The organism is Actibacterium ureilyticum (assembly GCF_002285435.1).
GTDB lineage: Bacteria > Pseudomonadota > Alphaproteobacteria > Rhodobacterales > Rhodobacteraceae > Actibacterium_C > Actibacterium_C ureilyticum.
In genome coordinates this window covers 420,852-445,851 of sequence record NZ_NSBT01000024.1, presented here as the reverse complement: position 1 = coordinate 445,851, position 25,000 = coordinate 420,852, and the positions used below count along the sequence as shown (strand labels likewise).

23 protein-coding genes are annotated in these 25,000 nt (G+C 64.5%); 7 read left to right on the top strand and 16 right to left on the bottom strand.

The features are described from left to right. Positions 1-1,103 (top strand): S-(hydroxymethyl)glutathione dehydrogenase/class III alcohol dehydrogenase (locus CLM60_RS08215; protein ID WP_095587666.1); only part of this gene is annotated, 1,103 nt, incomplete at its 5' end. A 111-nt stretch (positions 1,104-1,214) separates the two neighbouring features. Here the strand turns inward: CLM60_RS08215 and CLM60_RS08210 are convergent. Continuing rightward, positions 1,215-3,419: an NADP-dependent isocitrate dehydrogenase gene (locus tag CLM60_RS08210; RefSeq protein ID WP_095588668.1), complete on the bottom strand. Its 2,205-nt coding sequence runs from the start codon at positions 3,417-3,419 to the stop codon at positions 1,215-1,217. 151 nt (positions 3,420-3,570) lie between these two features. After that, complete coding sequence (locus tag CLM60_RS08205) at positions 3,571-3,777, bottom strand: cold-shock protein (RefSeq protein WP_095588667.1); 207 nt, start codon at positions 3,775-3,777, stop codon at positions 3,571-3,573. Positions 3,778-4,219: 442 nt separating this feature from the next. Here CLM60_RS08205 and CLM60_RS08200 point away from each other — a divergent pair, with 442 nt between their 5' ends. Beyond that, entirely contained in the window at positions 4,220-4,612 is a 393-nt protein-coding gene (locus CLM60_RS08200; protein ID WP_095588666.1) for a hypothetical protein, read from the top strand. Between the two features lie 11 nt (positions 4,613-4,623). After that, on the top strand, positions 4,624-5,283 hold the full coding sequence (locus CLM60_RS08195) for a class I SAM-dependent methyltransferase (RefSeq protein ID WP_176473826.1): 660 nt from the start codon (positions 4,624-4,626) through the stop codon (positions 5,281-5,283). On the opposite strand, the gene CLM60_RS08190 is transcribed toward CLM60_RS08195, so the two are convergent. From CLM60_RS08190 to CLM60_RS08160, 7 genes are all read right to left on the bottom strand, one after another. Continuing rightward, a complete protein-coding gene (locus CLM60_RS08190) occupies positions 5,280-5,870 on the bottom strand; it encodes a rhodanese-like domain-containing protein (RefSeq protein WP_095588664.1) in 591 nt (196 codons plus the stop codon). The genes CLM60_RS08195 and CLM60_RS08190 overlap by 4 nt on opposite strands. A gap of 35 nt (positions 5,871-5,905) precedes the next feature. Continuing rightward, the gene (locus CLM60_RS08185; RefSeq protein ID WP_095588663.1) at positions 5,906-6,226 is read right to left on the bottom strand and encodes an antibiotic biosynthesis monooxygenase family protein; all 321 of its coding nucleotides are present in this window, start codon (positions 6,224-6,226) and stop codon (positions 5,906-5,908) included. Between the two features lie 52 nt (positions 6,227-6,278). Beyond that, complete coding sequence (locus CLM60_RS08180) at positions 6,279-6,686, bottom strand: universal stress protein (protein WP_095588662.1); 408 nt, start codon at positions 6,684-6,686, stop codon at positions 6,279-6,281. Positions 6,687-6,749: 63 nt separating this feature from the next. Further along, on the bottom strand, positions 6,750-7,385 hold the full coding sequence (parA, locus tag CLM60_RS08175; protein WP_095588661.1) for a ParA family partition ATPase: 636 nt from the start codon (positions 7,383-7,385) through the stop codon (positions 6,750-6,752). 157 nt (positions 7,386-7,542) lie between these two features. Further along, positions 7,543-9,834, bottom strand: a complete 2,292-nt coding sequence (locus CLM60_RS08170) for a glycosyl hydrolase family 28-related protein (RefSeq protein WP_095588660.1) — start codon at positions 9,832-9,834, stop codon at positions 7,543-7,545. Between the two features lie 175 nt (positions 9,835-10,009). Further along, the gene (locus CLM60_RS08165) at positions 10,010-10,408 is read right to left on the bottom strand and encodes a DUF4864 domain-containing protein (protein ID WP_095588659.1); all 399 of its coding nucleotides are present in this window, start codon (positions 10,406-10,408) and stop codon (positions 10,010-10,012) included. Positions 10,409-10,471: 63 nt separating this feature from the next. Continuing rightward, positions 10,472-12,115: a lysine--tRNA ligase gene (locus CLM60_RS08160; RefSeq protein WP_095588658.1), complete on the bottom strand. Its 1,644-nt coding sequence runs from the start codon at positions 12,113-12,115 to the stop codon at positions 10,472-10,474. Positions 12,116-12,216: 101 nt separating this feature from the next. Here CLM60_RS08160 and CLM60_RS08155 point away from each other — a divergent pair, with 101 nt between their 5' ends. Then, positions 12,217-12,651 carry a tellurite resistance TerB family protein gene (locus CLM60_RS08155; RefSeq protein ID WP_095588697.1) on the top strand — a complete coding sequence of 145 codons (435 nt, stop codon included), beginning with the start codon at positions 12,217-12,219 and terminating at the stop codon, positions 12,649-12,651. A 3-nt stretch (positions 12,652-12,654) separates the two neighbouring features. Here the strand turns inward: CLM60_RS08155 and dacB are convergent, their stop codons facing one another. Both dacB and CLM60_RS08145 read right to left on the bottom strand, forming a co-directional pair. Continuing rightward, positions 12,655-14,151 carry a D-alanyl-D-alanine carboxypeptidase/D-alanyl-D-alanine endopeptidase gene (gene dacB, locus CLM60_RS08150; RefSeq protein ID WP_095588657.1) on the bottom strand — a complete coding sequence of 499 codons (1,497 nt, stop codon included), beginning with the start codon at positions 14,149-14,151 and terminating at the stop codon, positions 12,655-12,657. A gap of 57 nt (positions 14,152-14,208) precedes the next feature. Then, positions 14,209-14,811: a nicotinate-nucleotide adenylyltransferase gene (locus CLM60_RS08145; protein WP_095588656.1), complete on the bottom strand. Its 603-nt coding sequence runs from the start codon at positions 14,809-14,811 to the stop codon at positions 14,209-14,211. Positions 14,812-14,895: 84 nt separating this feature from the next. Between CLM60_RS08145 and CLM60_RS08140 the strand changes: the two genes are divergently transcribed. From CLM60_RS08140 to ettA, 3 genes are all read left to right on the top strand, one after another. Then, entirely contained in the window at positions 14,896-15,771 is an 876-nt protein-coding gene (locus CLM60_RS08140) for a bifunctional helix-turn-helix transcriptional regulator/GNAT family N-acetyltransferase (protein ID WP_095588655.1), read from the top strand. 204 nt (positions 15,772-15,975) lie between these two features. Continuing rightward, entirely contained in the window at positions 15,976-17,277 is a 1,302-nt protein-coding gene (locus CLM60_RS08135; RefSeq protein WP_095588654.1) for a reverse transcriptase family protein, read from the top strand. Positions 17,278-17,358: 81 nt separating this feature from the next. Then, positions 17,359-19,014, top strand: a complete 1,656-nt coding sequence (gene ettA, locus CLM60_RS08130; protein WP_095588696.1) for an energy-dependent translational throttle protein EttA — start codon at positions 17,359-17,361, stop codon at positions 19,012-19,014. Between the two features lie 562 nt (positions 19,015-19,576). On the opposite strand, the gene CLM60_RS08125 is transcribed toward ettA, so the two are convergent. Genes CLM60_RS08125 through CLM60_RS08105 form a run of 5 tightly spaced genes read right to left on the bottom strand, consistent with a single transcriptional unit; the run spans position 19,577 to position 24,992 of the window. Next, entirely contained in the window at positions 19,577-20,158 is a 582-nt protein-coding gene (locus CLM60_RS08125; protein ID WP_095588653.1) for an REP-associated tyrosine transposase, read from the bottom strand. A 45-nt stretch (positions 20,159-20,203) separates the two neighbouring features. After that, positions 20,204-22,093, bottom strand: coding sequence for a bifunctional sugar phosphate isomerase/epimerase/4-hydroxyphenylpyruvate dioxygenase family protein (locus CLM60_RS08120; RefSeq protein WP_095588652.1), 1,890 nt, complete (start codon positions 22,091-22,093; stop codon positions 20,204-20,206). 26 nt (positions 22,094-22,119) lie between these two features. Continuing rightward, positions 22,120-23,397: a TRAP transporter large permease gene (locus CLM60_RS08115; protein ID WP_095588651.1), complete on the bottom strand. Its 1,278-nt coding sequence runs from the start codon at positions 23,395-23,397 to the stop codon at positions 22,120-22,122. Further along, complete coding sequence (locus CLM60_RS08110) at positions 23,394-23,930, bottom strand: TRAP transporter small permease (protein WP_095588650.1); 537 nt, start codon at positions 23,928-23,930, stop codon at positions 23,394-23,396. The genes CLM60_RS08115 and CLM60_RS08110 overlap by 4 nt, the downstream gene beginning before the upstream one ends. A 57-nt stretch (positions 23,931-23,987) precedes the next feature. After that, positions 23,988-24,992: a DctP family TRAP transporter solute-binding subunit gene (locus tag CLM60_RS08105; protein WP_095588649.1), complete on the bottom strand. Its 1,005-nt coding sequence runs from the start codon at positions 24,990-24,992 to the stop codon at positions 23,988-23,990. Positions 24,993-25,000: the final 8 nt, after the last annotated feature.

Below are 25,000 nucleotides of genomic sequence, written 5' to 3'. Positions count from 1 at the left end.
TCGAAGCGGGCAAGCCGCTTGAAGTCATGGAAATCAACCTGCAGGGTCCCCAGCCTGGCGAGGTTCTGGTCGAGATCAAGGCGACGGGGATTTGTCATACGGATGAATTCACGCTGTCGGGCGCCGACCCCGAGGGGGTGTTCCCGGCGATCCTGGGCCATGAGGGCGCAGGCGTGGTGTTGGAGGTTGGTGCGGGTGTGACCAGCGTCGCGCCGGGCGACCATGTGATCCCGCTTTATACGCCGGAATGCCGGGCCTGCCCGTCCTGCCTGAGCCAGAAAACCAACCTGTGTACAGCGATCCGCTCGACCCAGGGGCAGGGGCTGATGCCCGACGGGACCTCGCGGTTCTCAACCCTCGATGGCGACCCGATCCTGCATTACATGGGCTGCTCGACCTTCGCCAATCACACGGTCCTGCCCGAGATCGCGGTGGCCAAGGTGCGGCCCGACGCGCCCTTCGACAAGATCTGTTACATCGGCTGCGGCGTGACCACGGGCATCGGCGCGGTGATCAACACCGCCAAGGTCGAAATCGGCGCCAAGGCGGTGGTGTTCGGGCTGGGCGGCATCGGTCTGAACGTGCTGCAGGGGCTGCGGCTGGCAGGCGCGGACATGATCATCGGCGTCGATCTGAACGACGACAAGAAGGCCATGGCCGAGCATTTCGGGATGACGCATTTCATCAACCCGAAGAATTGCGAGAACGTGGTGCAAGAGATCGTGGAGCTGACCAAGACGCCCTTCGATCAGATCGGCGGGGCGGATTATTCGTTCGACTGCACCGGCAATGTGAAGGTGATGCGCGACGCGCTGGAATGCACCCATCGCGGCTGGGGCCAGTCGATCATCATCGGCGTGGCGCCCGCAGGGGCCGAGATCGCGACGCGCCCGTTCCAGCTGGTGACGGGGCGGGTGTGGAAAGGCACCGCCTTTGGCGGCGCGCGGGGCCGGACGGATGTGCCGCAGATCGTCGACTGGTACATGGATGGCAAGATCGAGATCGACCCGATGATCACCCACACCCTGAGCCTCGACGACATCAACAAGGGCTTCGACCTGATGCATGCGGGCGAATCCATCCGAAGCGTCGTGGTGTATTGATCCGCCAGCCCCGCGTAAAGAACGGCACAAAAAAATCGGGGCGGACCCAGCGGTCCGCCCCTTTTTGTTGCCCGGCGCCCGCCCCCAGTGACGGGTGGCCCGTGCCGCGTATCAGCCGATGATGGCGTTCAGCGTGGCGGATGGGCGCATAACCGCAGCGGTTTTGGCCGGATCCGTGTGGTAGTATCCACCCAGATCGGCCGCCTCTCCCTGCGCTGCGGCCAGCTCGGCAACGATCTTGTCCTCGCCCTCGGCCAAGGCTTTGGCGATGGGGGCGAAATACGCGGCCAGCTCGGCATCGTCGGATTGCGCGGCCAGGGCCTCGGCCCAGTAACGTGCAAACCAGTAGTGGCTGTCGCGGTTGTCGGGCTCGCCGACCTTGCGGCTGGGCGAGCGGTTGTGGTCCAGAATGCCCTGGGTTGCGGCATCGACGGCCTTGCCCAGCACGCGGGCCTTTTCATTGCCGCGCGCATCGGCCAGGAATTGCAGGCTTTCCCCCAGCGCGCAGAACTCGCCCAGGCTGTCCCAGCGCAGGTGGTTTTCACCCTGCAGCTGCTGCACATGCTTGGGCGCCGAGCCCCCGGCGCCGGTTTCGAACAGCCCGCCGCCCTGCATCAGCTTGACGATCGACAGCATCTTGGCCGAGGTCGCCAGTTCCAGGATCGGGAACAGGTCGGTCAGATAGTCGCGCAGCACGTTGCCGGTGATGGCAATGTGGTTTTCGCCCTTGGTGATGGTTTCCAGCGCGGCGCGGGTCGCCTCGCGCGGGGCCATGATCTGGAACTTGTCGGCGACGCCCTTGGCTTCCAGGATCGGCTTCACGTATTTGATCAGCTCGGCATCGTGGGCGCGGTTTGCGTCCAGCCAGAACACGGCCTCGCAGCCCTCGGCCTTTTGTCGGTCGATGGCCAGGTTCACCCAATCCTCGATCGGCGCCTTGCGGGCGCTGGCCGAACGCCAGATGTCGCCGGCCTGAACCGCGTGCTGGTGCAGCACGGTGCCATCGTCCAGGATCATCTTGACGGTGCCGGCTTCGGCGATCTCGAACGTGGTGGGGTGGCTGCCGTATTCCTCGGCCTTTTGGGCCATCAGGCCGATGTTCTGAACCGTACCGGCGGTCGCCGGGTTCAGCTTGCCGCTTTCCTTGAAGAACTTGATCGCCTCGTCATAGACGGGCGCATAGGAATTGTCGGGGATGACGCAGACGCAGTCGGCCTCTTTCCCGTCCGGGCCCCAGCCCTTGCCACCGGCACGGATCAGCGCGGGCATGGAGGCGTCGATGATCACATCCGACGGCACGTGCAGATTGGTGATGCCACGGTCGCTGTCGACCATGTACATCGGCGGGCGAGTGGCGGTCACGGCCTCGATCGCCGCCATGATGTCGGCGTCGCCCTTGACCTTGTCCAGCAGCGCGCCCAGCCCCTGATTGGGGTTCACGCCCAGCGCGTCCAGCTTGTCGCCGAACTGGTCGAACACCGGCGCCAGCCAGGCCTTGACCGCGTGGCCGAAGATGATCGGGTCGGAGACCTTCATCATCGTGGCTTTCATGTGCAGCGAGAACAGGACGCCTTCGGCCTTGGTCTTTTCGATTTCCGCGGCCAGGAAGTCATCCAGCGCGGCGGCGTTCATGAAGGTTGCATCGACCACCGTTCCGGCGGGATAGGACACGCCGTCTTTCAGTACGGTTTCGCCGCTGGCGGTTTCCAGAACGATCTTGGCGGTCGCTTCCTTGGGCAGGGTTGCCGAGACCTCGTTCGAGAAGAAATCGTTGCCGTCCATCGCGGCGACGCGGGTCTTGCTGTCGGCGGTCCAGTCACCCATGCGATGCGGGTTGTTCTGGGCATAGGATTTCACCGCCTTGGCGGCGCGGCGGTCCGAGTTGCCCTCGCGCAGGACCGGGTTCACGGCCGAGCCTTTGATCGCGTCGTAGCGCGCGCGGGCCTCTTTCTCGGCGTCGGTTTGCGGGTCTTCGGGATAATCGGGCAGGGCGTAACCTTGCGCCTGAAGCTCTTGCACCGCGGCGACCAGCTGCGGGACCGAGGCCGAGATGTTCGGCAGCTTGATGACGTTGGCTTCCGGCGTTTTCACCAGCTGGCCCAGGGCGGCCAGATCGTCGCTTTGCTTTTGCGCGTCGGTCAGGTTTTCGGGGAACGCGGCGATGATGCGGCCGGCCAGCGAGATATCCTTGGTCCCGACCGAAACGCCAGCGGCAGCGGCGAATTTCTGGATGATCGGCAGGAACGAGGCCGAGGCCAGCTCGGGCGCCTCGTCCACTTTGGTATAGATGATGTCGGGAGTGTTCTGGTCAGCCATTTTTGGTCCGGGCCCCTTTGCGTATACGAATGTATGCAGAGCCTTTAGCGGACTATCACGCAGAGGTCTATGACCAAGACCTCAGATTGCGCTAACTTGGGCGATTGGCCGCAAGTGGCCCGGGCGTTTATGCCGCCCGGGCCGAAAATAATCAGGCCAGCGCGATATTGCCAGCGCTTTCGCGGCCGTCACGGCCGGATTCCAGATCGAACGTCACCTTCTGACCGTCTTTCAGACCGGTCAGGCCAGCGCGCTGAACGGCGGAAATGTGCACGAACACATCCTTGCCGCCGGTTTCAGGCTCGATGAAGCCGAAGCCTTTTGTTTCGTTGAACCATTTAACGGTGCCATTGGCCATCCGTCTTCTCCTTGAATTTATGCCACCCGCGTCAGTGCGGCGGCCCGGCTTAGTCAGTCAAGATCGAAAGCTGAAGCCGAAGTAGGAGACAGTGGTCGATAGAGATAACGTCGCATGGGTGAAATGGGTGGGTTGGGCCACAATTGCAAGGAAAATCTTCGCGATCAGATCATCGCCCAGTCGGTAAAGCGGAAGCTTGCCGGTTTGGGGCGGTCATTCTGCGGGGCCGGGGCGGGATGCTGCGGCGGACGGTGCATTGGGTTCTCCTGTCTGTTCCTCATGACATGGGAGCGCTCGGCGCCGGGCGCCAGCGATGTTTCATCCCGCTAGCGCGAATGTGAGCGGCCCGGCGCGGCTGACAAACCGCTTTGGCGGGCGCGCCAACTGCCGTATCATCGCCGGTATTTCAGACCACGCGATTTACAGACCAAGGAGTTTTCCGATGTCCGGTGGCGACAACAAGCAATTCCAACTGACCCTCGACACGTTCGGCAAGCGCAACCAGCAGCGGTTCCGCATCCTCGAAGATCTGTCGCTGTCCTGCGACCTGTGCAAGACGAACGAGGCCCGCCAATCGATCACCGAAATGACCCGGCGCTATTTCGACGAGTTGAAGAAGGAAGAGGCATCGATGAACAAGCAGTTGCAGCGGCTGTTGCAGCAGGATGCCAAGAAGGGCGGCGGCGACAAGAAGGACGACAAGGCGCGCGAGAAAGAGGCCAAGAAGATGATCGACAAGTTCTCGTCGGTCCATGTGGGCAAGAACAAGCGGCTGAGGTTGAAGTTCAACGGCTTCAAGAACCCGCCCTATCTGATCTTCGAATACAAATGGTAAGGGCGCGGGCAATGGACGAGATGGACAGCCTGACCGGGGACATGGCCCTGAAATCCGCGCGCGACGATCTGATCGACGCGGCGCTGGCGATGACACGCGCGCATGAAAAGCTGAAGATCCTCGAGGCGGCGCTGACCCAGTTGTCGACCGCCGAGCAAAGCATCGAATCCGTACCCGAGGAATCCTATAGCTATATCGCGCTGGACCTTGGGGATTTCTTCGACGCGCTTTACGATCTGGAAGGCGCGCTGAAGGCCGATGCCGATTACCGCGATGCCGATCTGGCGCATCGGCGGTACAGCTTCCTGGAAATCGGCTGCGGGTCGGGCCGCAACCTGTTCCTGCTGGGTGCGACGGACCGGTTCGAGGTCGGCCAGATGCGCGGTTTCGACATCTCGCCCGAGCTGATCGAGCACGGGCGCAAGGTCTTCGGGTTCACCGACCAGATCGGTGTGGGGGATTGCAAAAGCTTCGATTACGGCGATTTCGACGTGGTCTATTTCTATCGCCCGTTTTCCGACATGGCGGCGGAAGAGGCGTTCGAGGACTACCTGGTGCGCGGCATGAAACCCGGCGCCTATGTCATCGGGTGCAGCAACCTGACCTTTGCCGATGACCGGCGGCTGATCTCGAAATGTGAAAACGACCGGATCTTCAAGAAACTGCGCTAGCGCCCCGGCACGGTGGTGAAACCCAGCATGTGCCAGACCTGCATCCCGCCGCGATAATAGAAGATCTTGTCGGCGGGATAGCCGGCCTCGATCATCCGGCGGGCGGCGCTGGGGGATTGCCCGCACCACGGGCCGTTGCAGAACAGCGCGACGGTCTTCACCGCGGCGGCCTCGCAGATGAAACCGTCGAAATCGGGCTCGCAGCCCAACTCGTCCAGCCGGTCGGCGGCTTCGGTATAGGGGACCGAGACCGCGCCGGGGATCGTGCCGGCTTCGAATTCCGGGCGGATGCGGCCGTCGATCACCACCGCATCCGGGTCGGTCAGCATCTGCAACAGCTCCAGCTCGCCGATGGTGGTGACGCCGGGGGCGGGCGTCATCGGCTGGATGCAAAAGGACGGGCAGGGGCGCGAGGTGCGCGCCCATTCGCCGCCGATCATGTTGTCATTGTCCTGAATGCGCCCGATCTCGACCGGGCCGCCGGGGGTCTCGACCGTGACGGCGGGCATGTCGGGGCGGATATTCACCGGCTCTTGCGCGGCAAGGGGGCGCGCCAGCATCAGCGCGATCAGCAACAGGCGGTACATGGTCTTTCCTTTCGATCGGTTGCCGGGGTTCGCGCCTAGCCGAAGGTCGCGGCGACCTCATACATCACCGGCTCGAAGCTTTTGCACAGCTCGTTGATATGCCGGTTGCGCGCGCGCATTTCGGGGCTGCGCAGCATGGCCTGGAAATCCTCGCGCTTGCGCCATTGGGAATAGTTCGCGATCCGGGTCTGTGCGTCGTTGATATGCAGCCCCGCGGCGATGAAGCCGGGCTGCTTGCTGATGAATTCGGCATAGGCGTCCTGCAGGGCCTCGAGCAGGTCCTGACAGGTGCCCGGCGTGGTGTCGAAGGTGGTGATCACGGTCTGGAACGACGTGTCTTCGGTGATATGTGGCATGGGCGGTCCTCCTGCCGGGCAGTCTAGGCCTTCGGCCCGCCCGGTCAAAGCCTCAGCGTACCACCAGCACCGCACAGGGCGCGTGCCGCACGACCCGCGCCGCCGTCGATCCCAGGAAGTAGTCCTGCAATCCCGGCCGGTGCGACGCGATCACGATGCAATCCACATCGTGTTCGTCGGCATATTCCACGATGGTGCGCCCGGCATGGCCCACGACCACATCGGCATGGGTGTCCGGCGCGTCGCCCAGTTCCGATTGCAGCTGGGTCTTGATGGTCTGGCGGTTGTGCTGCTCCTGCCCCTCGGGCAGGTATTGCGCGACATAGGGCGGGATCGCTTCCAGCACCGTCAGCGCGGTGATCCGACCCCCCTGCGCCAACAGGCGCCGTGCCAGTTCCAGCGCCTCGCCGGTCTGCGGGCTGTGGTCCATCGCGATGGGCACAAGAACGTGTTTGTACATCGTGTCTCCTCCTGTTTCCGTCAGAAGTTTGACACCGGGCGCCCACGCGGTCCTTGATCCACATCAGCCCGCGATGGCGATCAGAACCTCATCGGCCAGCGCGTTGACCTCTTTCGCGGCGGGGCTGGATGCTCCGGCCTCCAGCACGCCCGCGCCCTGACCCAGCGATTCCGCAAAGACCACGCGATTGGCCAGCCGCGTTTCCGCCAGATCCGCCGAAAGCTCGGCCGCCTTGCCCTGAATGTCGGCATCCAGGCGCGTGCCCTTGCGGGTGCGGTTCAGCACGACCGTCACCGGGCGCCCCTCGCGCCGGGCCAAGTCCAGAACGCTTTCGGTGGCCCAAAGATCGACCTGGCTGATCGCGACGGGCACGATCACATGCGCCGCCGCGCGCAGGGCGGGCCGCAGGTCGCTGTCGGCCTTGGGCGGGGTGTCGATCAGCACGATGTCATGGCGGTCGGCCAGCTTGCCGGTCTCGTACCCCACGCCCCAGGCCGACGCGGTCGAGAACTCCATCCCCGGGTCGCCCAGCCGTTCGGCGCGGGTCATGAACCACCGGCCCAGGCTGCCCTGCGGATCGGTGTCCAGCAGGGCGACGTTCAACCCCCGTTTGGCAAAGGCAACGGCCAGGTTGGCGACCAGCGTGGTCTTGCCCGAGCCGCCCTTCTGCTGTGCGACGGTGATGATCGATCCGGCCATGTCCGGCATCCTTTCAGGGCTTGCTGCAGCGCAGCATGACACAGCGATTCCGATTCTGCACGCCGATAAAACCCTGCAAATTCAGCGTGCGATAAACCGAAGACAGCCCGCCGAAACCGGCGGGCTGTTCACAGGGTATCGCAAAACGCGATCCGAATCAGGTGGGATTGTCGACACGGCCCGTCAGCAGCACGCTGCCGCGCACGGCCACCGGCCAGTTCACCTGCGCCTCGTTCTGCGCCGCGCCGGTTTCGGTGCGCACATAGGGCATGTGATAGACATTGGTGCCGCCGCCATCGGTGATCGGATCCTCGGCCACCAGGGCGGTCACATTGCGCAGCCGCCCGTCGAAGGGCAGATAGCCGTCAAAGCTGCAATTCCACACCGTCTGGGCCGAGTTGATGTCGAATTTCAGGCTGACCGGGTTGCTGATCGTCTGGGTGACCCCGTTGAACGCGTTGCCCTGAACCGTGATGTTGCGCGCCCGCGTCCAGTCCAGCGTGGCATAGGTCGTGTCCACATGGTCGATCCGGTCGATCGAGCCGTTCAGCGACTTGAACGTGTTGCCCGAGATGTTCAGCCCCTGAATGTAATGCCCCGCGCCGACCGGCTTGATCACGAACCAGCGGAACCAGGCCGCGACATCATTGGCGGTAAAGACATTGCCGGTCACGGTCAGCCCGCCAAAGCTCAGCTCGTTATTGTGCTCGGGCTCGTCGTCATGCTCGTTGCTCCATTCGATGAAGCTGTTGTCGACGTAGTTGGCGGTGATCGTCGTCTTGACGTTGGTGCGGGTCAGGACCAGCCCGGGCTGGCGGATGCCGTCGGTCTCGTCATCGCCCTGGAACCAGTGGTTGGACGTGATCAGGTGGCCGGTGCCCGCCATCACAGCGAAATGCGCGAACCGCACCACGCGGTTGTCGCGCAGCTTGGTATCGTTGGCATTGACGTTCAATGCGATGGTGGTGCGGTCCTGCGACCGCAGGCTTTGCTCGTTCGAGATGAACTGGCAGCGGTCGATCAGCAGCCCCTGGCATCCCAACCCGGCCGAGGTCACACCCCGGTCGCGCGGCTTGGTGACGAAACAGTCGCGCATCTGAAAGATCAGCCCGTCATCGGGCAGCATCACGCCGCTGGCCTCGCCATCGCAATTCAGCTCGACATCGGCCAGCACGAAACGCGACAGCGATGCGAAGCCCGCGAAATCCAGCAGGTATCTGAACCGGGTGAAGGTATAGGTTTGCGTGCCCACCGCATCGAACAGCGGCTGGCTCAGCGTCACGGTGCCCGCGCCCACGTTCTTGGCCCGCACGTAAACCTCGCGGCCCACGCCCAGCCCCTGAACCAGCGACCCGATCTCGATATTCGCCACATCGGTCACATTGGTCAGCTGCATCGGATTGCCGGTGCTATAGGTCCCGGCAGAGGTCACGATCGCCGGGTCCCAATTGGTGCTGGCGACCGCGTTGAACTGGCCGTTGCGGATCACCCGACGCTGGGAAAAGGTGGTCTTGTTCGCCACCGCGCCCTGCATGTCGATGGGGCCGTCCACGTCGATCCGGCGGCCCTTCATGTCCAGGCTGTCATGGTCCGAGAAGTTGAACATCACCGCCACGGCGCGCTTGAACCCCTCCAGCTCGTCGCCGAACGCCTCGGCATAGGTTGGCAGGTCGAAGTTCTTGGTCAGGGCCAGGCGCTTGTCGGCGGCCATGCTGACCGTGCCCTCGAACCGCACCGGGGCCTCGAAGGTCATGTGATCGCCCAGCAGATAGGTGCCCGCCGGCACCAGAACCTCGCGCCCGCCCGCGGCGGCATCGGCGGCCTCGAACGCGACCCGGTCATCGGTGATCCCGTCGCCCACCGCGCCATAGTCGCGGACATCGACCCAATCCATCAGCTGCCGGTGATAGACCGATGTCACATCCTCGACGATCAGGTCGTCGATGCGCACCACGCCGCCATTCGCACCGGTCAGGTCCAGACCGATATGGGCATAGATCGGCGTCGTGCCCCACACCATGTCGACCCCGCCCCGGTTGCCCGCGCCGATGATCGCGCTGACCTCGACCACGTCGCCATAGGCGGTCAGGGCGGTTGTCGGCCCGACCTCGACCAGGCCCGTCACATGTGCACTGCCAGCGCCGCCCGCCCAGGCGGCGATCTGAACGGCGGGGAGGTTGCCGCTGACGGCCTTGATCCGCGCCGTAACCCGCAGGTAGCAGCCGGGCAGCAGCGGCGTTTCGCCCATATGGCGCAGCCTTTGCTGGCTGTCGGTCTTGATCAGCTCCAGGCAGGTACCGAAATCCTGATCGGCCACGATCAGGGTCGCGTTGGCCGCGCCGTCATAGGTGGCCGATCCCGGCGTGCCGTCTTCGCTGGACCAGACATCCAGCCCGTTTTCAAACGCCGGTGGCATCAGGATCAGCCCGTCAGTGATAGCCTTGTTCATCAATCATCCCTTTCCTCGCACGCATCCGCGCGCCGGGCCGTCGGACACGCCGCAGACAAGGAAAGACCGGGGTGCCGAAGCGCCGCTCGATTTTCAGTCACTCTGTCAGGAGAGACCGGGCGCCAGGCCCGGATGGACACAGCCCTATCAGCCGGGGATTAAGATCGGGTAAAGATCAGGCATTGAAATCGGGCCGCGCCAGCAGCGTGACGCCGTCGATCCGCCATGTGCCTTCGATCTGCACCATGTCATAGCGCAGCACATGCAGCCGTCCGGCCCGGTCGGTGATCATCACATCCTGCTGGTGGCGCCCCTCGGTGCCACTGCCGTCCAGGAACCGCACCTCACCCGGTCGCCAGACCATGGGATAGCCGTTCTGCACCATCTGTGCGAAACGCTCCGCCGATCCGAACAGGCGCTGGATCCCGGGCGAGGCATGGCCGAACGCGGTCGTGAAATCATCGGCCTGAAACGCGCGGATCTGGTCGGTGATCACGCTTTGGGCCAGGCTGTCGGCGCGCGCGCTCTGCGGCGCCGCAAGCACAAGTGTCGTGCACAGGATGATGGGTCGCATGGGTGCCTCCGCCGGATTCACCCATGAAAACCTAGCGCGCAGGCGCCCCCCGGCAAATGCCGGTCAGGCCGCCAATGCGCCCGCCAGACCCTTTTCCAGCAACGCAATCGATTCCTCGCGCCCGTAAAGCGCGATGAACCCGCCGAAACGCGGCCCCTGCGATTGGCCCAGCAGCACCTCGTAAAGCGCCTTGAACCAGTCGCGCAGCGGTTCGAACCCGTGGTTCTTGCCGACCGCGAAGACGATGGATTGCAGGAAATCCTCGCTTTGCCAGTCAACTTCGGGCAGGGGGGTGTCCTTGCCCTCGGCCTCGTTCTTGCGGGCGATGGCGGCCAGTGCGGTATCGCCATCCTTCAGACAGGCCACCAGATCCGCCATTGCGGCGCGTTCCTGTTCGGTCGGCGCGCGGAACTGCTTGGTGGGTTTCACGAAATCGTTGAAATAGCGCACCGCATAGCCCGCCGCCGCATCCAGACCGGGATGGGTCTCCGGCGTGGCATCGGCGTATTTGCCGATGAACCCCCACAGGGTGTCCTTATCCTCGGCGCTGGCGACCGACGCCAGGTTCAGCAGCATCGAAAAGCTGACAACCATGTCGCTGGCCGGCACATTATGCCCGTGGATGTGGTAAACCGGGTTCGCCAGCTGCTGATCCAGGCTTTGCCCCGGATAGGCGCGCAGCTGCTGATGGTATTCGTCCATCATCTTCGGGATCACGTCGAAATGCAGCCGCTTCGCCGTCTTGGGCTTCAGGAACATGAAATAGGACAGGCTTTCGGTGCTGGCATAGGTCAGCCATTCGTCGATCGAGATACCGTTGCCCGACGATTTCGAGATCTTCTGGCCCTTTTCATCCAGGAACAGCTCGTATGTGAAATGCTCGGGCGCTTTCTGGCCCAGGATCACACAGATCCGGTCATAAATCGGCGTGTTGGTCGAATGGTCCTTGCCATACATCTCGAAATCCACGCCAAGCGCGGCCCAGCGGGCGCCGAAATCGGGCTTCCACTGCAGTTTCACATTGCCGCCGGTCACCGGCAGGGTCCATTCGCGGCCGTCTTCGTCATCAAAGGTGATGGTGTGATCTTCGGCATTCACCGATTTCATCGGCACATACAGCACCCGGCCGGTTTCGGGGTGGATCGGCAGAAAGATCGAATAGGTCTGCTGACGCTCGGCGCGCAGCGATTTCAGCATCACCTTCATGATGTCGTCATAGCGTTCGACGGCGCGTTTCAGCACCGCGTCGAACTGGCCGGATTTATAGAATTCGGTCGCCGAATAGAATTCATAGTCAAAGCCGAAGGTGTCGAGAAACCGGCGCAGCATCGCATTGTTGTGATGGCCAAAGCTTTCGTATTCGCCAAACGGATCGGGCACAGCGGTCAGCGGCTTTTGCAGATGCGCGGCCAGCTGATCGTGGTTGGGCACGTTGCCGGGCACTTTGCGCATCCCGTCCATATCATCGGAAAAACAGATCAGCCGGGTGGGGATATCGCTGATATCCTCGAAGGCGCGGCGGATCATCGTGGTGCGCAGCACCTCGCCGAAGGTGCCGATATGCGGCAGCCCGCTGGGGCCGTAACCGGTCTCGAACAGCACCGATCCGCTTTCGGGCGGCGCGGTCTCATAGCGTTTGAGCACCCGGCGCGCCTCTTCATAGGGCCAGGCTTTGGAACGCATTGCGGCATCGCGCAGATCGGACATCGGTTATTTCCCTTACCAGCCGAAACCCCACGTTCCGGCAAGGTCAGCTACCTATTGCCCCCTTGGGCCCGCGTCAATATTCTGCGGCCCGAACCTGCCTGATGGAGCCCGTTTTGACCCAAGCCCAAGTGCCCCTTACCGCCCAGGACAGCCTGGTTGCGATCATGATCACGGTTTCCGCCTCGGACGAGGATATGCGTACCGCAGAGCTGATCACCATTCAGCGGGTGGTGAATCACCTGCCGGTCTTTGCCACGTTCGATCCCGACCGGATCCCCAATATCGCGCAGACGGTCTTTGACCTGCTCGAGGAAGAGGACGGCCTGGACGCGCTGTTCGGTCTGGTCAAGGACGCGCTGCCCGAAAAGCTGTACGAGACCGCCTATGCGCTGGCCTGTGACGTGGCCGCGGCCGACGGCACGCTGGACGAATCCGAGCTGCGCCTGCTCGAGGAAATCCGCTACGAGCTGAACATCAACCGGCTGCATGGCGCGGCCATCGAACAGGGCGCGCGGGCGCGTCACATGACGCTCTGACCCTCAGGTGCCGTGCAGCACCGACCAGCGGCTCAGCAATTGCTGTTGCAGATGACGGGCGCGCCGGGCCCATGACCGGCCGCCATCGGGGCGTTCGCGCTGGGCACGGCTCAGCGCGGCGCGGCGGTCCTCGTCCGCCGAAAAGATCGCAAAGGCCAGATCCTGTCCGTCCGGGGTGCGGATATATCCCGCCAGCGCGCTGACGAAATTCAGCGTGCCGGTCTTGGCGCGGATATCGGGCTGAACCGGCCCGGGAACCGCCATGTCCTTGGGCAGGTTCACCGCTTTCAGCAGATCCCGCAGCCCGCCATCCGGCCCCATCGCCACCAGGATACGCACCATGTCGCTGGCGCTGATGCGCGAGCCGTCGCCCAGCCCCGAATGATCGTGCAGCGCCGCATGCCGCGTGCCCAGCCGCTGCGCGGACCAGTCGCTCATGGCGCGGGCGGACTGGGCCAAGCTGTCGACCCGGCCCAGCCGGGCCTTGGTCGCGGTCATGCCCACCACCTCGGCGGTCAGGTTGGTGGAATATTTCAGCATGTCGCGCAGGATGTCCTGCAGGGGCGGGCTGGCATGTTCGGCCATCACCGTGCCATCGGCGGGGGTGGTGCCGGGCGCGCCCCGGTCCAGCACGATGCCGTGGGATCGGGCCAGGGTGCGGAACACCTCGGCCGCGTAAAGCTCGGGCCGCCGGACCGGCAGCCACCGGCTTCCGCCCTTGCCCAAGGCGCCGCGCGCAACGGTCCAGTTATCGACCTCGCCCTTGGTGGAATAGGTATAGACCGGCGCGTTGCGGTCGACGATCTGCATCCGCGCCACGCCCACCTGCGGGCGAAAGCGTCTGGCGCGGGCCTCCATCGTGATGGCGAACCCCTCGCTGGCGCGTTTCCATTCGAAATGCACCCGGTTGAAATTCAGGTTCAGCCCCGAAATCGCGGGGTTATAGCCCAGATGATCGGGCTGTTCGGGGTCAATCGCGCGCTTGTCGGGTAGCGCGCCGGAATCGTACAGGAACCGGCCCGTCACCTCGCGCACACCGGCGATCTTGAGCTGCGCGGCCAGATCGCCCAGCATATCGGTGTCCAGCACCGGATCGCCGCTGCCCGACAGGATCAGGTCGCCATCCAGCCGGCCATTCGTGACCGCCCCGTTGGTCACCAGCCGGGTGCGGAAGCGATAGGCGGGCCCAAGGGTTTCCAGCGCATAGATCGCGGTCAGCGACTTGGTAACGCTGGCGGGCGGCAGCGCCATCAGGGGCCTGGCCGATTCCACCACCGCACCGGTCCGGGCGTCAGCCACAACGAAGCCTGTCTTGCCCCCCAGCCGCGCCTGATCCAGCAAGGTGTCGATTTCCGGAACGGCCTGTTTGTGCAGCCCGCCGGGCCGGGGCGTCGGGCGGATTGACCGGGCCGGGGCCTCGGCCCAGGCCGGCAGCGCCGCGCTGGCGGCCAGCCCGCCCAACAGGGCACGTCGGGACAATGTGATCGCGGGGCGTGTCATGGGCGGAGTGAATCAAATTCGTCGCGCGCAGGCAACCCACGATCCTTTGATCCCGGCCTAGCGCGTCCAGTCGCCGCGCGCCCGGATCGCCGTGGACGAGGTGTGATCCAGCGGCACATTGATGAAACACCAGGCCGGGGCATGGGCCGTGGCCAGCCCACGCGCATCGCGGCCCCGGAGGCGATAGGGGGCATAGACATCGGCGGCCTTGGACATCCGCGCGGTCAGCCGCCGCCCGGGCCGGGCGATCACGCCGACGGGCACGCTGCGCATGATCTGTTCCCACCGGTCCCAGTGGTGGAACCCCGCCAGATTGTCGGCCCCCATCAGCCAGACGAAGCGCACACCGGGGTAAAGCCGCTGCATGCGCTTCAGCGTCTCGGCGGTATAGCGTGTGCCCAGCGTCGCCTCGATCCCCGTGACGGTGACCCGGGGGTGCTGCACCAGCGCGCGCGCGGCGGCAATGCGGCGGTCCATGGGCGCGGGGCCTTCGGTTTTCAACGGGTTGCCGGGGCTGACCAGCCACCAGACGCGATCCAGACCGAACCGCTTCATCGCCTCGAGCGTGATGTGCACATGCCCCTGATGCGGCGGGTCAAAGGACCCCCCGAGCAACCCGATCACCTGACCGGGGCGGGCATATGGCAGTTCATGGCGCATCGCGCCTGCATCCCTTCCCCCGCGCGCCCTGTCAATGCCAAACACCGGATTGACGCGGGTCAATGGTTGACCTAGGTAAACCAAATGGAATTCGACCCGATCACCCGTATCCGCCGTTTCAACCGCGCCGTGACCTCGCAAACCGGGGTGCTGGACAGTTCGTTCCTGGGGCGCGGGCGACCCTTGGGGCCGGCGCGGGTCATTCACGCGATCGGGGCGGGCGGCTGCGCGGTGGCCGATATCCGCGACCGGCTGCGGGTCGACAAAAGCCTGCTCAGCCGGATGCTCAAGGGGCTGGTGGACGAGGGGCTGGTGCGCCTGCGTACCGATCCCGACGACGCCCGGCACCGCATTGCCGAATTGACCGAGGCCGGGTTGGCGGAATTCGCGGCCTATGAATCGCTGTCCGATGCCCATGCCGAACGGCTGTTGCGGACGCATCCCGATCCCGGCGCGCTGCTGGCGGCGATGGATCTGGTGGCAACGGCGCTGTCCCGCGATGCGATTGCGCTGGTTGAATGCGACCCCCAGGGCGCGGAGGCCCGCAGCTGCCTGAGCGCCTATTACGCCGAGCTTCAGCAGCGTTTCGAACAGGGGTTCGATGTGAACCTCAGCCGCGATCCCGATGCCGATGACATGCGCCGCCCGCGCGGTGTCTTCCTGATCGCGCTGTCCGACGGTCTGCCGCTGGGCTGTGCGGGCCTCAAGGGTTCGGGCGGTCCGGTGGCCGAGGTCAAGCGGCTTTGGGTGTCGCCCGCCGCGCGCGGTCTGGGGCTGGCGCGGCGGCTGATGACACGGATCGAGGATACCGCGCGCGATCTGGGCATCGATACGCTGCGGCTGGACACCAATTCCGCCCTGCCTGAGGCGGTGGCGCTTTATGAAAACGCCGGTTGGCAGCGGATCGGGCGGTTCAACGACGATCCCTATCCGGATGTGTTCTTCGAAAAGCGCCTGTAACCGGCCCCGGCCAGACCGTTGACGGAGCCCGGAAACCGGCTAGGCTGGGGCGCACAGAAACGGGTCTCAAGCGGCCGCGCAACCGGCCGGGCGGGGCTTCCCCGCCCAAATCTCGTTACACTGGACATTCGGCGCATGACCGGGACTGGGCTGCACCCAGTGCGGGTCATGCAGGACACGACAGGTTGAGGCCCGTTTCTGCCCATGAGCGTTCTCGTCGATCCGGTCTTTGCCGCGCTGGCCAGCGGATTGGTGCATGTCGACTGGACCGCCGACCAGATCGCGGCGCATCTGCGCCGGCGGCTGCCCCGCCGGTTTCAGAGCCGCGCGGGCGACATCGCCCGCCACCTGCACGACCGCTTTCCCGGTGCCGCCAGCCCGGATGAGGAGCGGATCGCCGCGGCGCTAAGCGACGGCCCCGCCGCGCGGGCTTTGGTCCGGTTCTCGGACAAGACCGGGGAATTGCCCGCCTATATCTGGACCCCGGCGCGGTTCCAGCCGATCCCGGCCTTCGCCACCTGCGGACTGCCCGCGCTGACCACCCCAGAAGAGCTGGCCGACTGGCTGGGCTTGACCACCGCGCAACTGACCCGGTTTGCCGATCTCAAGGGCCTGTCGGCGCAGACCGACAACGCCTTTGCCCCGCATTACCGGCATCACCTGCGCCCCAAGCGCGACGGCACCCTGCGTCTGATCGAAGAGCCGAAGCCGTTGTTGAAGACCCTGCAGCGCCGCATCCTGCGGGGGATCCTGGCGCGGGTGCCGCCGCATGACGCGGCTTTCGGCTTTCGTGCCGGGCGGAACTGCACCATGGCCGCCGCCCGCCATGCGGGCGAGGGGGGTGTGGTCCGGTTCGACCTGGCGGCGTTCTTTCCGTCGATCGCGCAGCACCGCGTTTACGGGCTGTTTCGCGGCTTTGGCTATCCCGCCCCCGTGGCGCGGCACCTGACCGGGCTTTGCACCGCGCACACACCGGCGCGGGTGCTGACGACGCCGGGGCTGGCGGCGGCCGGGCACCTGAGCAGCCGCCATTTGCCGCAGGGCGCGCCAACCTCGCCCGCGCTGGCCAATCTGGTGGCCTTTACGCTGGATACGCGGTTGGCGGGATTGGCCCGGCGTTTGGACGCGACCTATACCCGTTATGCCGATGATCTGTGCTTTTCGGGCGATGCGCGCATTGCCCCGGTGCTGCGCGCCGCGCTTCCCGGCATCGTCGCCGATTGCGGTTTTCACCTGAACCCGGCCAAGACGCGCGTGCAGCCAGCCCATCACCGCCAGACCGTCACCGGCATCGTGGTGAACCAGCACCTGAACCTGTCGCGCCGCGACTATGACCGGCTCAAGGCACAGATCCACCACCTGTCCGATCCCGCCGATCCGCGCCGGGGCGACCGCGCCTTTCTGACCCGGCTTGAGGGGCGCATCGCCTGGCTGGAGCAGCTGAACCCGCACAAGGGCGCGAAGCTGCGCGCGCGGCTTGCCGCCGCGCTTTCGCCCGGACCCTAGGCCCTTTGCGCCACAGCGCCAATTGCCCTTGCCCGTCCGCTCGGCTACACCACGGCAAACGGCAATCAAGGGATGCGCGACATGGCTTCGTATCAGTACGTCTATCACATGGATGGGGTGTCCAAGACCTATCCCGGCGGCAAGAAGTGTTTCGAGAATATCCGCCTGTCCTTCTTGCCCGGCGTCAAGATCGGCGTCGTGGGGGTCAACGGCGCGGGTAAGTCCACGCTGCTGCGCATCATGGCCGGGATCGACAAGGACTTCACCGGCGAGGCCTGGGCCGCCAAGGGCGCCAAGGTCGGCTATCTGCCGCAGGAGCCCGAGCTGGATGCCAACCTGTCGGTGCGCGAAAACGTGATGCTGGGCGTGGCCGAGAAAAAGGCCAAGCTGGACCGGTTCAACGAACTGGCGATGAATTACTCCGACGAGACAGCCGATGAGATGGCCGCCCTGCAGGACGAGATCGACAGCAACAACCTGTGGGACCTGGACAGCCAGATCGACGTCGCGATGGAGGCGTTGCGCTGCCCGCCCGACGATGCGCCGGTCGAAACCCTGTCGGGCGGTGAAAAACGCCGTGTCGCGCTCTGCAAGCTGCTGCTGGAAGCGCCCGACATGTTGCTGCTGGACGAACCGACCAACCACCTGGACGCCGAAACCATCGCCTGGCTGCAAAAGCACCTGATCGACTACAAGGGCACGATCCTGTGCGTCACCCACGACCGCTATTTCCTGGATGACATCACCGGCTGGATCCTGGAGCTCGACCGCGGCCGCGGCATCCCCTACGAGGGGAACTATTCCGCGTGGCTGGAGCAGAAGGCCAAGCGGCTGGAGCAGGAAAGCCGCGAGGACAAGTCCAAGCAGAAAGTGCTGGAGCGCGAGCTGGAATGGATCCGCGCCGGCGCCAAGGCGCGGCAGGCGAAATCCAAGGCCCGGATCGCGGCGTACGAGGAACTGGCCGGCCAGTCCGAGCGCGAGAAACTGTCCCGCGCGCAGATCATCATCCCCAACGGCCCGCGTCTGGGCAGCAAGGTGATCGAGGTCGAGGGCCTGAAAAAAGGCTATGGCGACCGGTTGCTGATCGAGGATCTGACCTTCGCCCTGCCGCCCGGCGGTATTGTCGGCGTGATCGGCCCCAACGGTGCGGGTAAATCGACCCTTTTCCGCATGCTGACCGGTCAGGAACAGCCTGACGAGGGCAGCGTCAGCTTCGGCGACACGGTGCAGCTTTCCTATGTCGATCAGTCGCGCGACGCGCTGGATGGCAACAAGACCGTGTGGGAAGAGATCTCGGGCGGGGCGGAACAGATCGAACTGGGCGACGCCCAGGTCAATTCCCGCGCCTATTGCTCGTCCTTCAACTTCAAGGGCGGCGACCAGCAAAAGAAAGTCGGCATGCTGTCGGGCGGTGAACGCAACCGCGTGCACATGGCCAAGCTGCTGAAATCGGGCGGCAACGTGCTGCTGCTGGACGAACCGACCAACGATCTGGATGTCGAAACCCTGCAGGCGCTGGAAGCCGCTTTGGAAGATTTCGCCGGCTGCGCGGTCATCATCAGCCACGACCGTTTCTTCCTGGACCGTCTGTGTACCCACATCCTGGCGTTCGAGGGCGAGGCGCATGTGGAATGGTTCGAAGGCAACTTCGAGGCCTATGAGGAAGACAAGATCCGCCGTCTGGGACCGGACAGCGTCGAGCCGACGCGGGTGAAGTACAAGAAGTTCACGCGGTAGGGTGCAGATGTTCGAATATGACAGCAAAATTACTTGATGTTCGCTGTTTGTGCCGATATTCTATTCTTAACCAGCAAGAATCGGCGGGGCTGATTCGACGTGGATGCGCTGGGCGCCCGACCTGCGGCGCCCGCAATCTTCTGAAGTTGGCTAGCCCTTAGCGGGGCTGTGTGGGCCCTTAGCGGGGTACCTGCTAAGGCGGTCCGACGGAACCCAGCATAGTTCTGGACAATCCGAGCGGGTAGCCGTCGAAAGGTGGCTCCAAGTGTACATCAGGAGCGTTCCGAACCGCCTCGCTAGGGCGGTATAGAAGTACTGAGCCAACGAAATGGCTCGACATGTCGGGCATCGCTAAGGTTAATCCTATGCGGTTCATCTTCCGACTGGAAGGACGGGTTACTTATGCCGATGTTGTCGGCACCATCTCACTCGTCTTGACGATAATCGGGCTCTTTGTCTGATGTCGGGCGGCCTTCGGGCCGCCTTCCTTTTTATGACTTTGCGTAAGGTGGGTTTCACCCCACCACCCTGTCTGACGGTGTCGGTGGGGTAAAACCCCACCCTACTCGCCGAATCGGCCATCCAAATCCTCAGTGCGCCATTCAGAACCGACCAGCCCCAACCGGATGTCGCGATGGATAGAGGAATAGGGCCACGCCGACGCGCGCTTCGCCAGTCCATGTTTCACCGGGTTGCGCCAGCAATAAGCCAGATGCGCGGTGTAATCGGCTTCGTCCCGGATCATATGCTCCCAGAAACGGCGCTGCCATATCCCGCCGTCGCCCTTTTCGATCTTGCTTCGGGATCGCGGTAGGGTGGGGTTACACCCCACCAACGCGGAAGGACCGGTGGGGTGTAACCCCACCCTACCGTGTGATTTGACTGCGCGCGTGAAACGCGCCTTGAGCGCACCCCAGCGTGTCGAGAAATCTTCGTCGCCCGGCGGCAGCGTCCAGATCGCGTGCAGATGATCTGGCAGGACGACAAACGCGTCGCACCGGATGGGGCGTTCCGAAACCGTCGCGCGATAGGCCGCGCGCAGCAGATCGATATGGCGCAGCAACAGGTCATCCCCGGGCCGGGCGAGTTTCACCGTAAAGAAGTAGCAGGCGCCTGTGGCGCGGGCTCGCAGATAGTTTGACATACCCGCAAGATCGCCAAGCAAGGTTAACGGCGGGTTACCCTCCGCCTATGCCACAGGCATCCCCTTGACCCGGGCCAGGCGCTTCTGTGCGGCGATGCGGAAGGGGGCGTTCAGGGACCCGAAGCCTTTGAAATGTGGGGCGCGCTGAACGATCTCGAAGAACATGCCACCGGCGAAGCTGCGCGAGTACAGCTGGAAGAAACTCGCGCCGTTTTCCTCTTCATAGAGGATATGCGCGGCGCGCAGACGTGCCAGCAGGTCGCTGCCCAAGTCATAGCGCGCGGCCAGGTCGGCATAGTAATTGTCGGGCATCGGCAGGCTTTCGAAGCCCAGCCGCCCCAGCGCGTCGGCGGTGGCGAAGATGTCGTCGCATTGCAGGGCGATATGCTGCACGGCGGTGCCGAAGCTGTTGGCCAGGAAGTCGCCGGCCAGGGTGCGGTGGGTTTCCGCGCCGTTCAGCGTCACCCGCAGCGCGCCATCGGCGGCCTCGATCACCTGGCTGCGCACGATCCCGTCGGGGTCGATCACGTCGACCATCGGCGATTTGCGGGTTTCGAACAGCGAGGTATAGAACAGCGTCCAGCTCAGCATGTCCTCATAGCTCATGGTCTGGGCGATGTGGTCGATGGCCGTCAGATGGGGGGCTGCGGGGGGCGCTTCGCCGGTGGGCACGAATTCGGTCTGCCAGACATCCTGCGCATCACTGTCCTGGCCGATGAAATGCAGGACCGACCCGTGCAGGCCCTGGATGGCGGGGATCGCGCGCTCGCCCGGGCCAAGGGGCTGGTCGAATGTCCGGGCGCCAAGGGCGGTTGCCCGGTCCACGGTCTGCGGGGCCGAGGGCACGCCAAGCCCGATATCGCACACGCTGAGGCCGCGCGCGTTCCAGGTATGCGCGGCGTGCCCCTCGGTATCGGCATTCACCACGAAACGGATCGCGCCCTGCTGCCACAGGTCGACAGGCTTGTTGCGGTGGGTGGCAACACGGGCAAAGCCCAGCGAGCGCAGCAGCCCCGATATCCGGTCGTGATCCTTGCCGCGCGCGGCGAATTCGACGAACTCGACCCCCGTGACGGGGATGCGCGGGGGGATGGCGGGGGCGTCGGGCACCACGCCCGGTTCGGCACGGTTTACGTCATCCATCAGCGCCACCAGCGACCGGTAGCCGTCCTGGGCCACCATCTTCGCGTTGCTGCCGCGGAACTGGTCGTTGAAGATCTCCAGGCTGATCGGCCCGCGATAGCCCGCAGCCATCACCGCGCGCATGAAATCCGTAACCGCCAGGTCGCCCTCGCCCGGCATGTTGCGGAAATGGCGCGACCAGTACAGCAGATCCATCTCGATCTGCGGGGCATCGGCCAGCTGGACAAAGAAGATCTTGTCGCCGGGGATGGAGCGGATCGATTCAGGGCTGATGCCCCGGCCCAGCGTATGGAAACTGTCCAGGATCAGGCCGATATTGGGGTGATCGGCGCGGCGCACGATTTCCCAGGCGTCACGGTGATCGTTCACATGCTTGCCCCAGGCCAGCGCCTCGTACCCCACACGCAGACCGCGAGCGCGGGCGCGCTCGCCCAGCTCGGCCAGGTCATCGGCGGCGCGGTCGATCCCGCCCAGCGATGCGGGATGGACGCTCGAACAGATCAGGACCAGGTCGGTTTCCAGCTCTTGCATGACATCGAACTTGCGCTCGGCCCGGTCAAAGGCCCGCGACCGCAGCGGTTCGGGCAGACATTCGAAATCGCGAAAGGGCTGGAACAGCGGAATGTCCAGCCCGTGATCGCGGATCATGCGGCCCACGTCGCGGGGGCTGCCGTCATGGGCGATGAAATCCTGTTCGAAGATCTCGATCCCGTCGAAGCCCGCCGTCGCGATCGCCCCGAGCTTTTCGGTCAGCGTGCCCGAGATCGAAACGGTCGCGATGGCGGTTTTCATGGGGCGGGTCCTTTGATTGGCGCGGGTCAGTAGCCCAGCACCGATGGCAGCCAGGTGACGGTTGCGGGCACGAAGGTCAGGATCAGAAGCACCAGAACCTCGACCAAGAAGAACGGCAGGATCGCCCGTGTCAGGCGGGCCATGCCCACATTGGCGACCCCCTCGGCCACGAACAGGCACAGGCCAAGTGGCGGGGTGATCAGGCCGATCATCAGGTTGAAGATGACCAGAATGCCGAAATGGATCGGGTCGACGCCCAGCGATACCGCAATCGGGTGCAGGATGGGCACCAGAACCAGCATCGCGGCGATCCCTTCCAGGAACAGGCCCACGAACAGGAACAGCACGATCACCGCCAGCAGGAACGCGGTCTGTCCCGACACGTTGCCCAGCACCCAGTCGGTCAGCATGTTCGGCACCCGGCTATAGGTCAGCAACCAGTTCGCCGCGCCCACGGCCGCGATGATGATCAGGATGACCGAGCTGTCGCGCATGGCGTCGGCGAACAGGCGGGGCAGGGCGGAAAGCGTGATCCGGCGATAGACGAACAGCCCCAGCACCAGCGCATAGGCGACGGCAAAGGCCGCAGCCTCGGTCGGGGTGACGATCCCCATCAGGATCGAGCCGACGACGAAGACCGGCATCAGAAGCGGCAGGATCCCCTGACGCAGCGCGGTGCCCGGGGGCGTGGCCGCCAGCGTATCGGCGCCCTGCAGCGGGTCCTGAACCTTGACCGTCAGCATCACATAGACCGACAGGAACACCGCCAGCAGCAGCCCCGGAATAACGCCCGCCAGAAACAGCGCCGGGACCGAGACGCCCGACACGATCAGCGCATAGATGATCACCGGGATCGAGGGCGGGATGATCGGCCCGATGACCGATGACGCGGCGGTCAGCGCGGCGGCAAAGCTGCGATCATAGCCGTGTTTCTCCATCTCCGGGATGAAGACGCGGCCAATGGCGGATGTGTCGGCGACCGCCGATCCCGACAGGCCCGCGAAGATGACCGAGGCCCAGATATTCACCATTGCCAGCCCCGCGCGCATCCGGCCCACGATGACATTGGCAAAGGCGATGATCCGCCCGGTGATGCCGCTTTCGTTCATCAACTCGCCCGCCAGGACGAACAGCGGGATGGCCAGCAGCGGAAACGAGTTCAGGCTGCGGAAGACCTCGGTCGCGACGATGCGGATCGCATAGGGCGCGTCATTGGTGGCCATGAAACCCAAAAGCGCCGCCAGAATGGCGATGGCGATGGGGGCGCCGATGACAAGGCCAATGATCAGGATGGCATAGATCATGCGGGGGTGCTCCGCTGTGCTGCGCTCAGCCGTGCGACGAACCGCAGCGCGGCGGCGATGGCCAGCATCCCGCCACCGATGGCAATCGCATATTGCCAGGTGCCCAGCTTGCCGACCCCCTCCAGCACGGGCAGGCCGAATGTCGTGGCCAGCCCGTCGGCGGCGGATTTCAGGCCCGAACTGTCGATATGCCCGCGCCGCAGGGCAAAGGCGTGACCGGCCAGCGCCAGCGTGATCCCGGTGGCGATGGTCAACAGGTCCGAGGTCAGGGCCAGCAGATGGCGCAGCCGATGCGACAGCAGATCGGCCAGGATGGCGAACCGGATATGCCGGTCGGTCATATAGGCATACGAGATCCCGAACATCACACCGTATATGGTCAGATAGATCGGCAGCTCTTCGCCCCAGGCGATGGATTTGCCCAAGGTGTACCGGCGCAGCGCGTTGAAGAAGATGATCGCAAACACCAGCGCCATCGAACATCCCGCCCCAAAGGCGAAGAAGCGTCTGAAACCGTTCTGTATCTGTTGCATCGATGCGCCCCTGTCGAAAGCGGGCGCGCCGGGACCGGCACGCCCGTAGGTTTCAGCCTAGTTCGCGGCGGCGACGGCCTGTTGCAGCCGGTCGATCCAGACCGCGTCCTCGCCCAGTTCACCGCGCAGATATTCCACCACGGCAGGCTGTGCCTTTTCGGCGAACATGGCGATTTCCTCGGCGGTCGGGGCATAGACCTGCATGCCTTCCTCCTGCACCTTGTTCACGCCCTCGGCGGTGCCCCATTGCTGGATCGAGCGGCCCATGTTGCCCGCCACGCGCGCGGCCTTGGCCACCACGGCCTGTTCGGCGGGGCTAAGCGTGGCGAAGAATTCGTCCGAGATCACGATGAAGTCCGCGGCATAGACGTGGCCGTCCAGCGTCATGTATTTCTGCAGCTTGTGCAGGCCGTTGTTGTAGATCACGCCAACCGGGTTTTCCTGGCCATCGACCACACCGGTCGACAGCGCGTTGGGCAGTTCGGTCCACGCGATCGGGGTCGGCTCGCCGCCCAGGCCCTTGACCATCTCGACATAAAGCGGGATCGGCTGGACGCGGAATTTCAGGCCCTGCATGTCGGCGGGGGTGCGGATCTCGCGGGTGCCGTTGGTGAAATTGCGGAAACCGGTTTCGCCATAGGCCAGCGTGCGCAGGCCGGTCTGTTCCAGGCAATGCTGGGCCAGCGCGTCGCCGAAATCACCGTCCAGAACGTCCCAGGCGATGGTGGCTGACGAAAATGTATAGGGGATATCCAGCACACCCGCCGCCGGACAGGCCTTGGACATCGCGCCCGACACGATGGCGACCTGGGTCAGACCCTCCTGCACCTGGCCGACCAGCTCGGTCTCGTTGCCCAGGGCGCCCGCGGGGAACAGCTCCACCGTCAGGTCGGTTTCGCCTTCGACGATGTTCTTGAAGATATGGGCGGCGGCGCCTTTCTTCGATGCGGTCCACTCGTCGGGGTCCACATGCGCCACGCGCAGGGTCTGTGCCTGTGCGCCGGCCGCCAGGCCAAGGGTCAGCGCAGCGCTGGCTGCAAGGTTGGTCCAGTTAAACGTCATGATGTTTC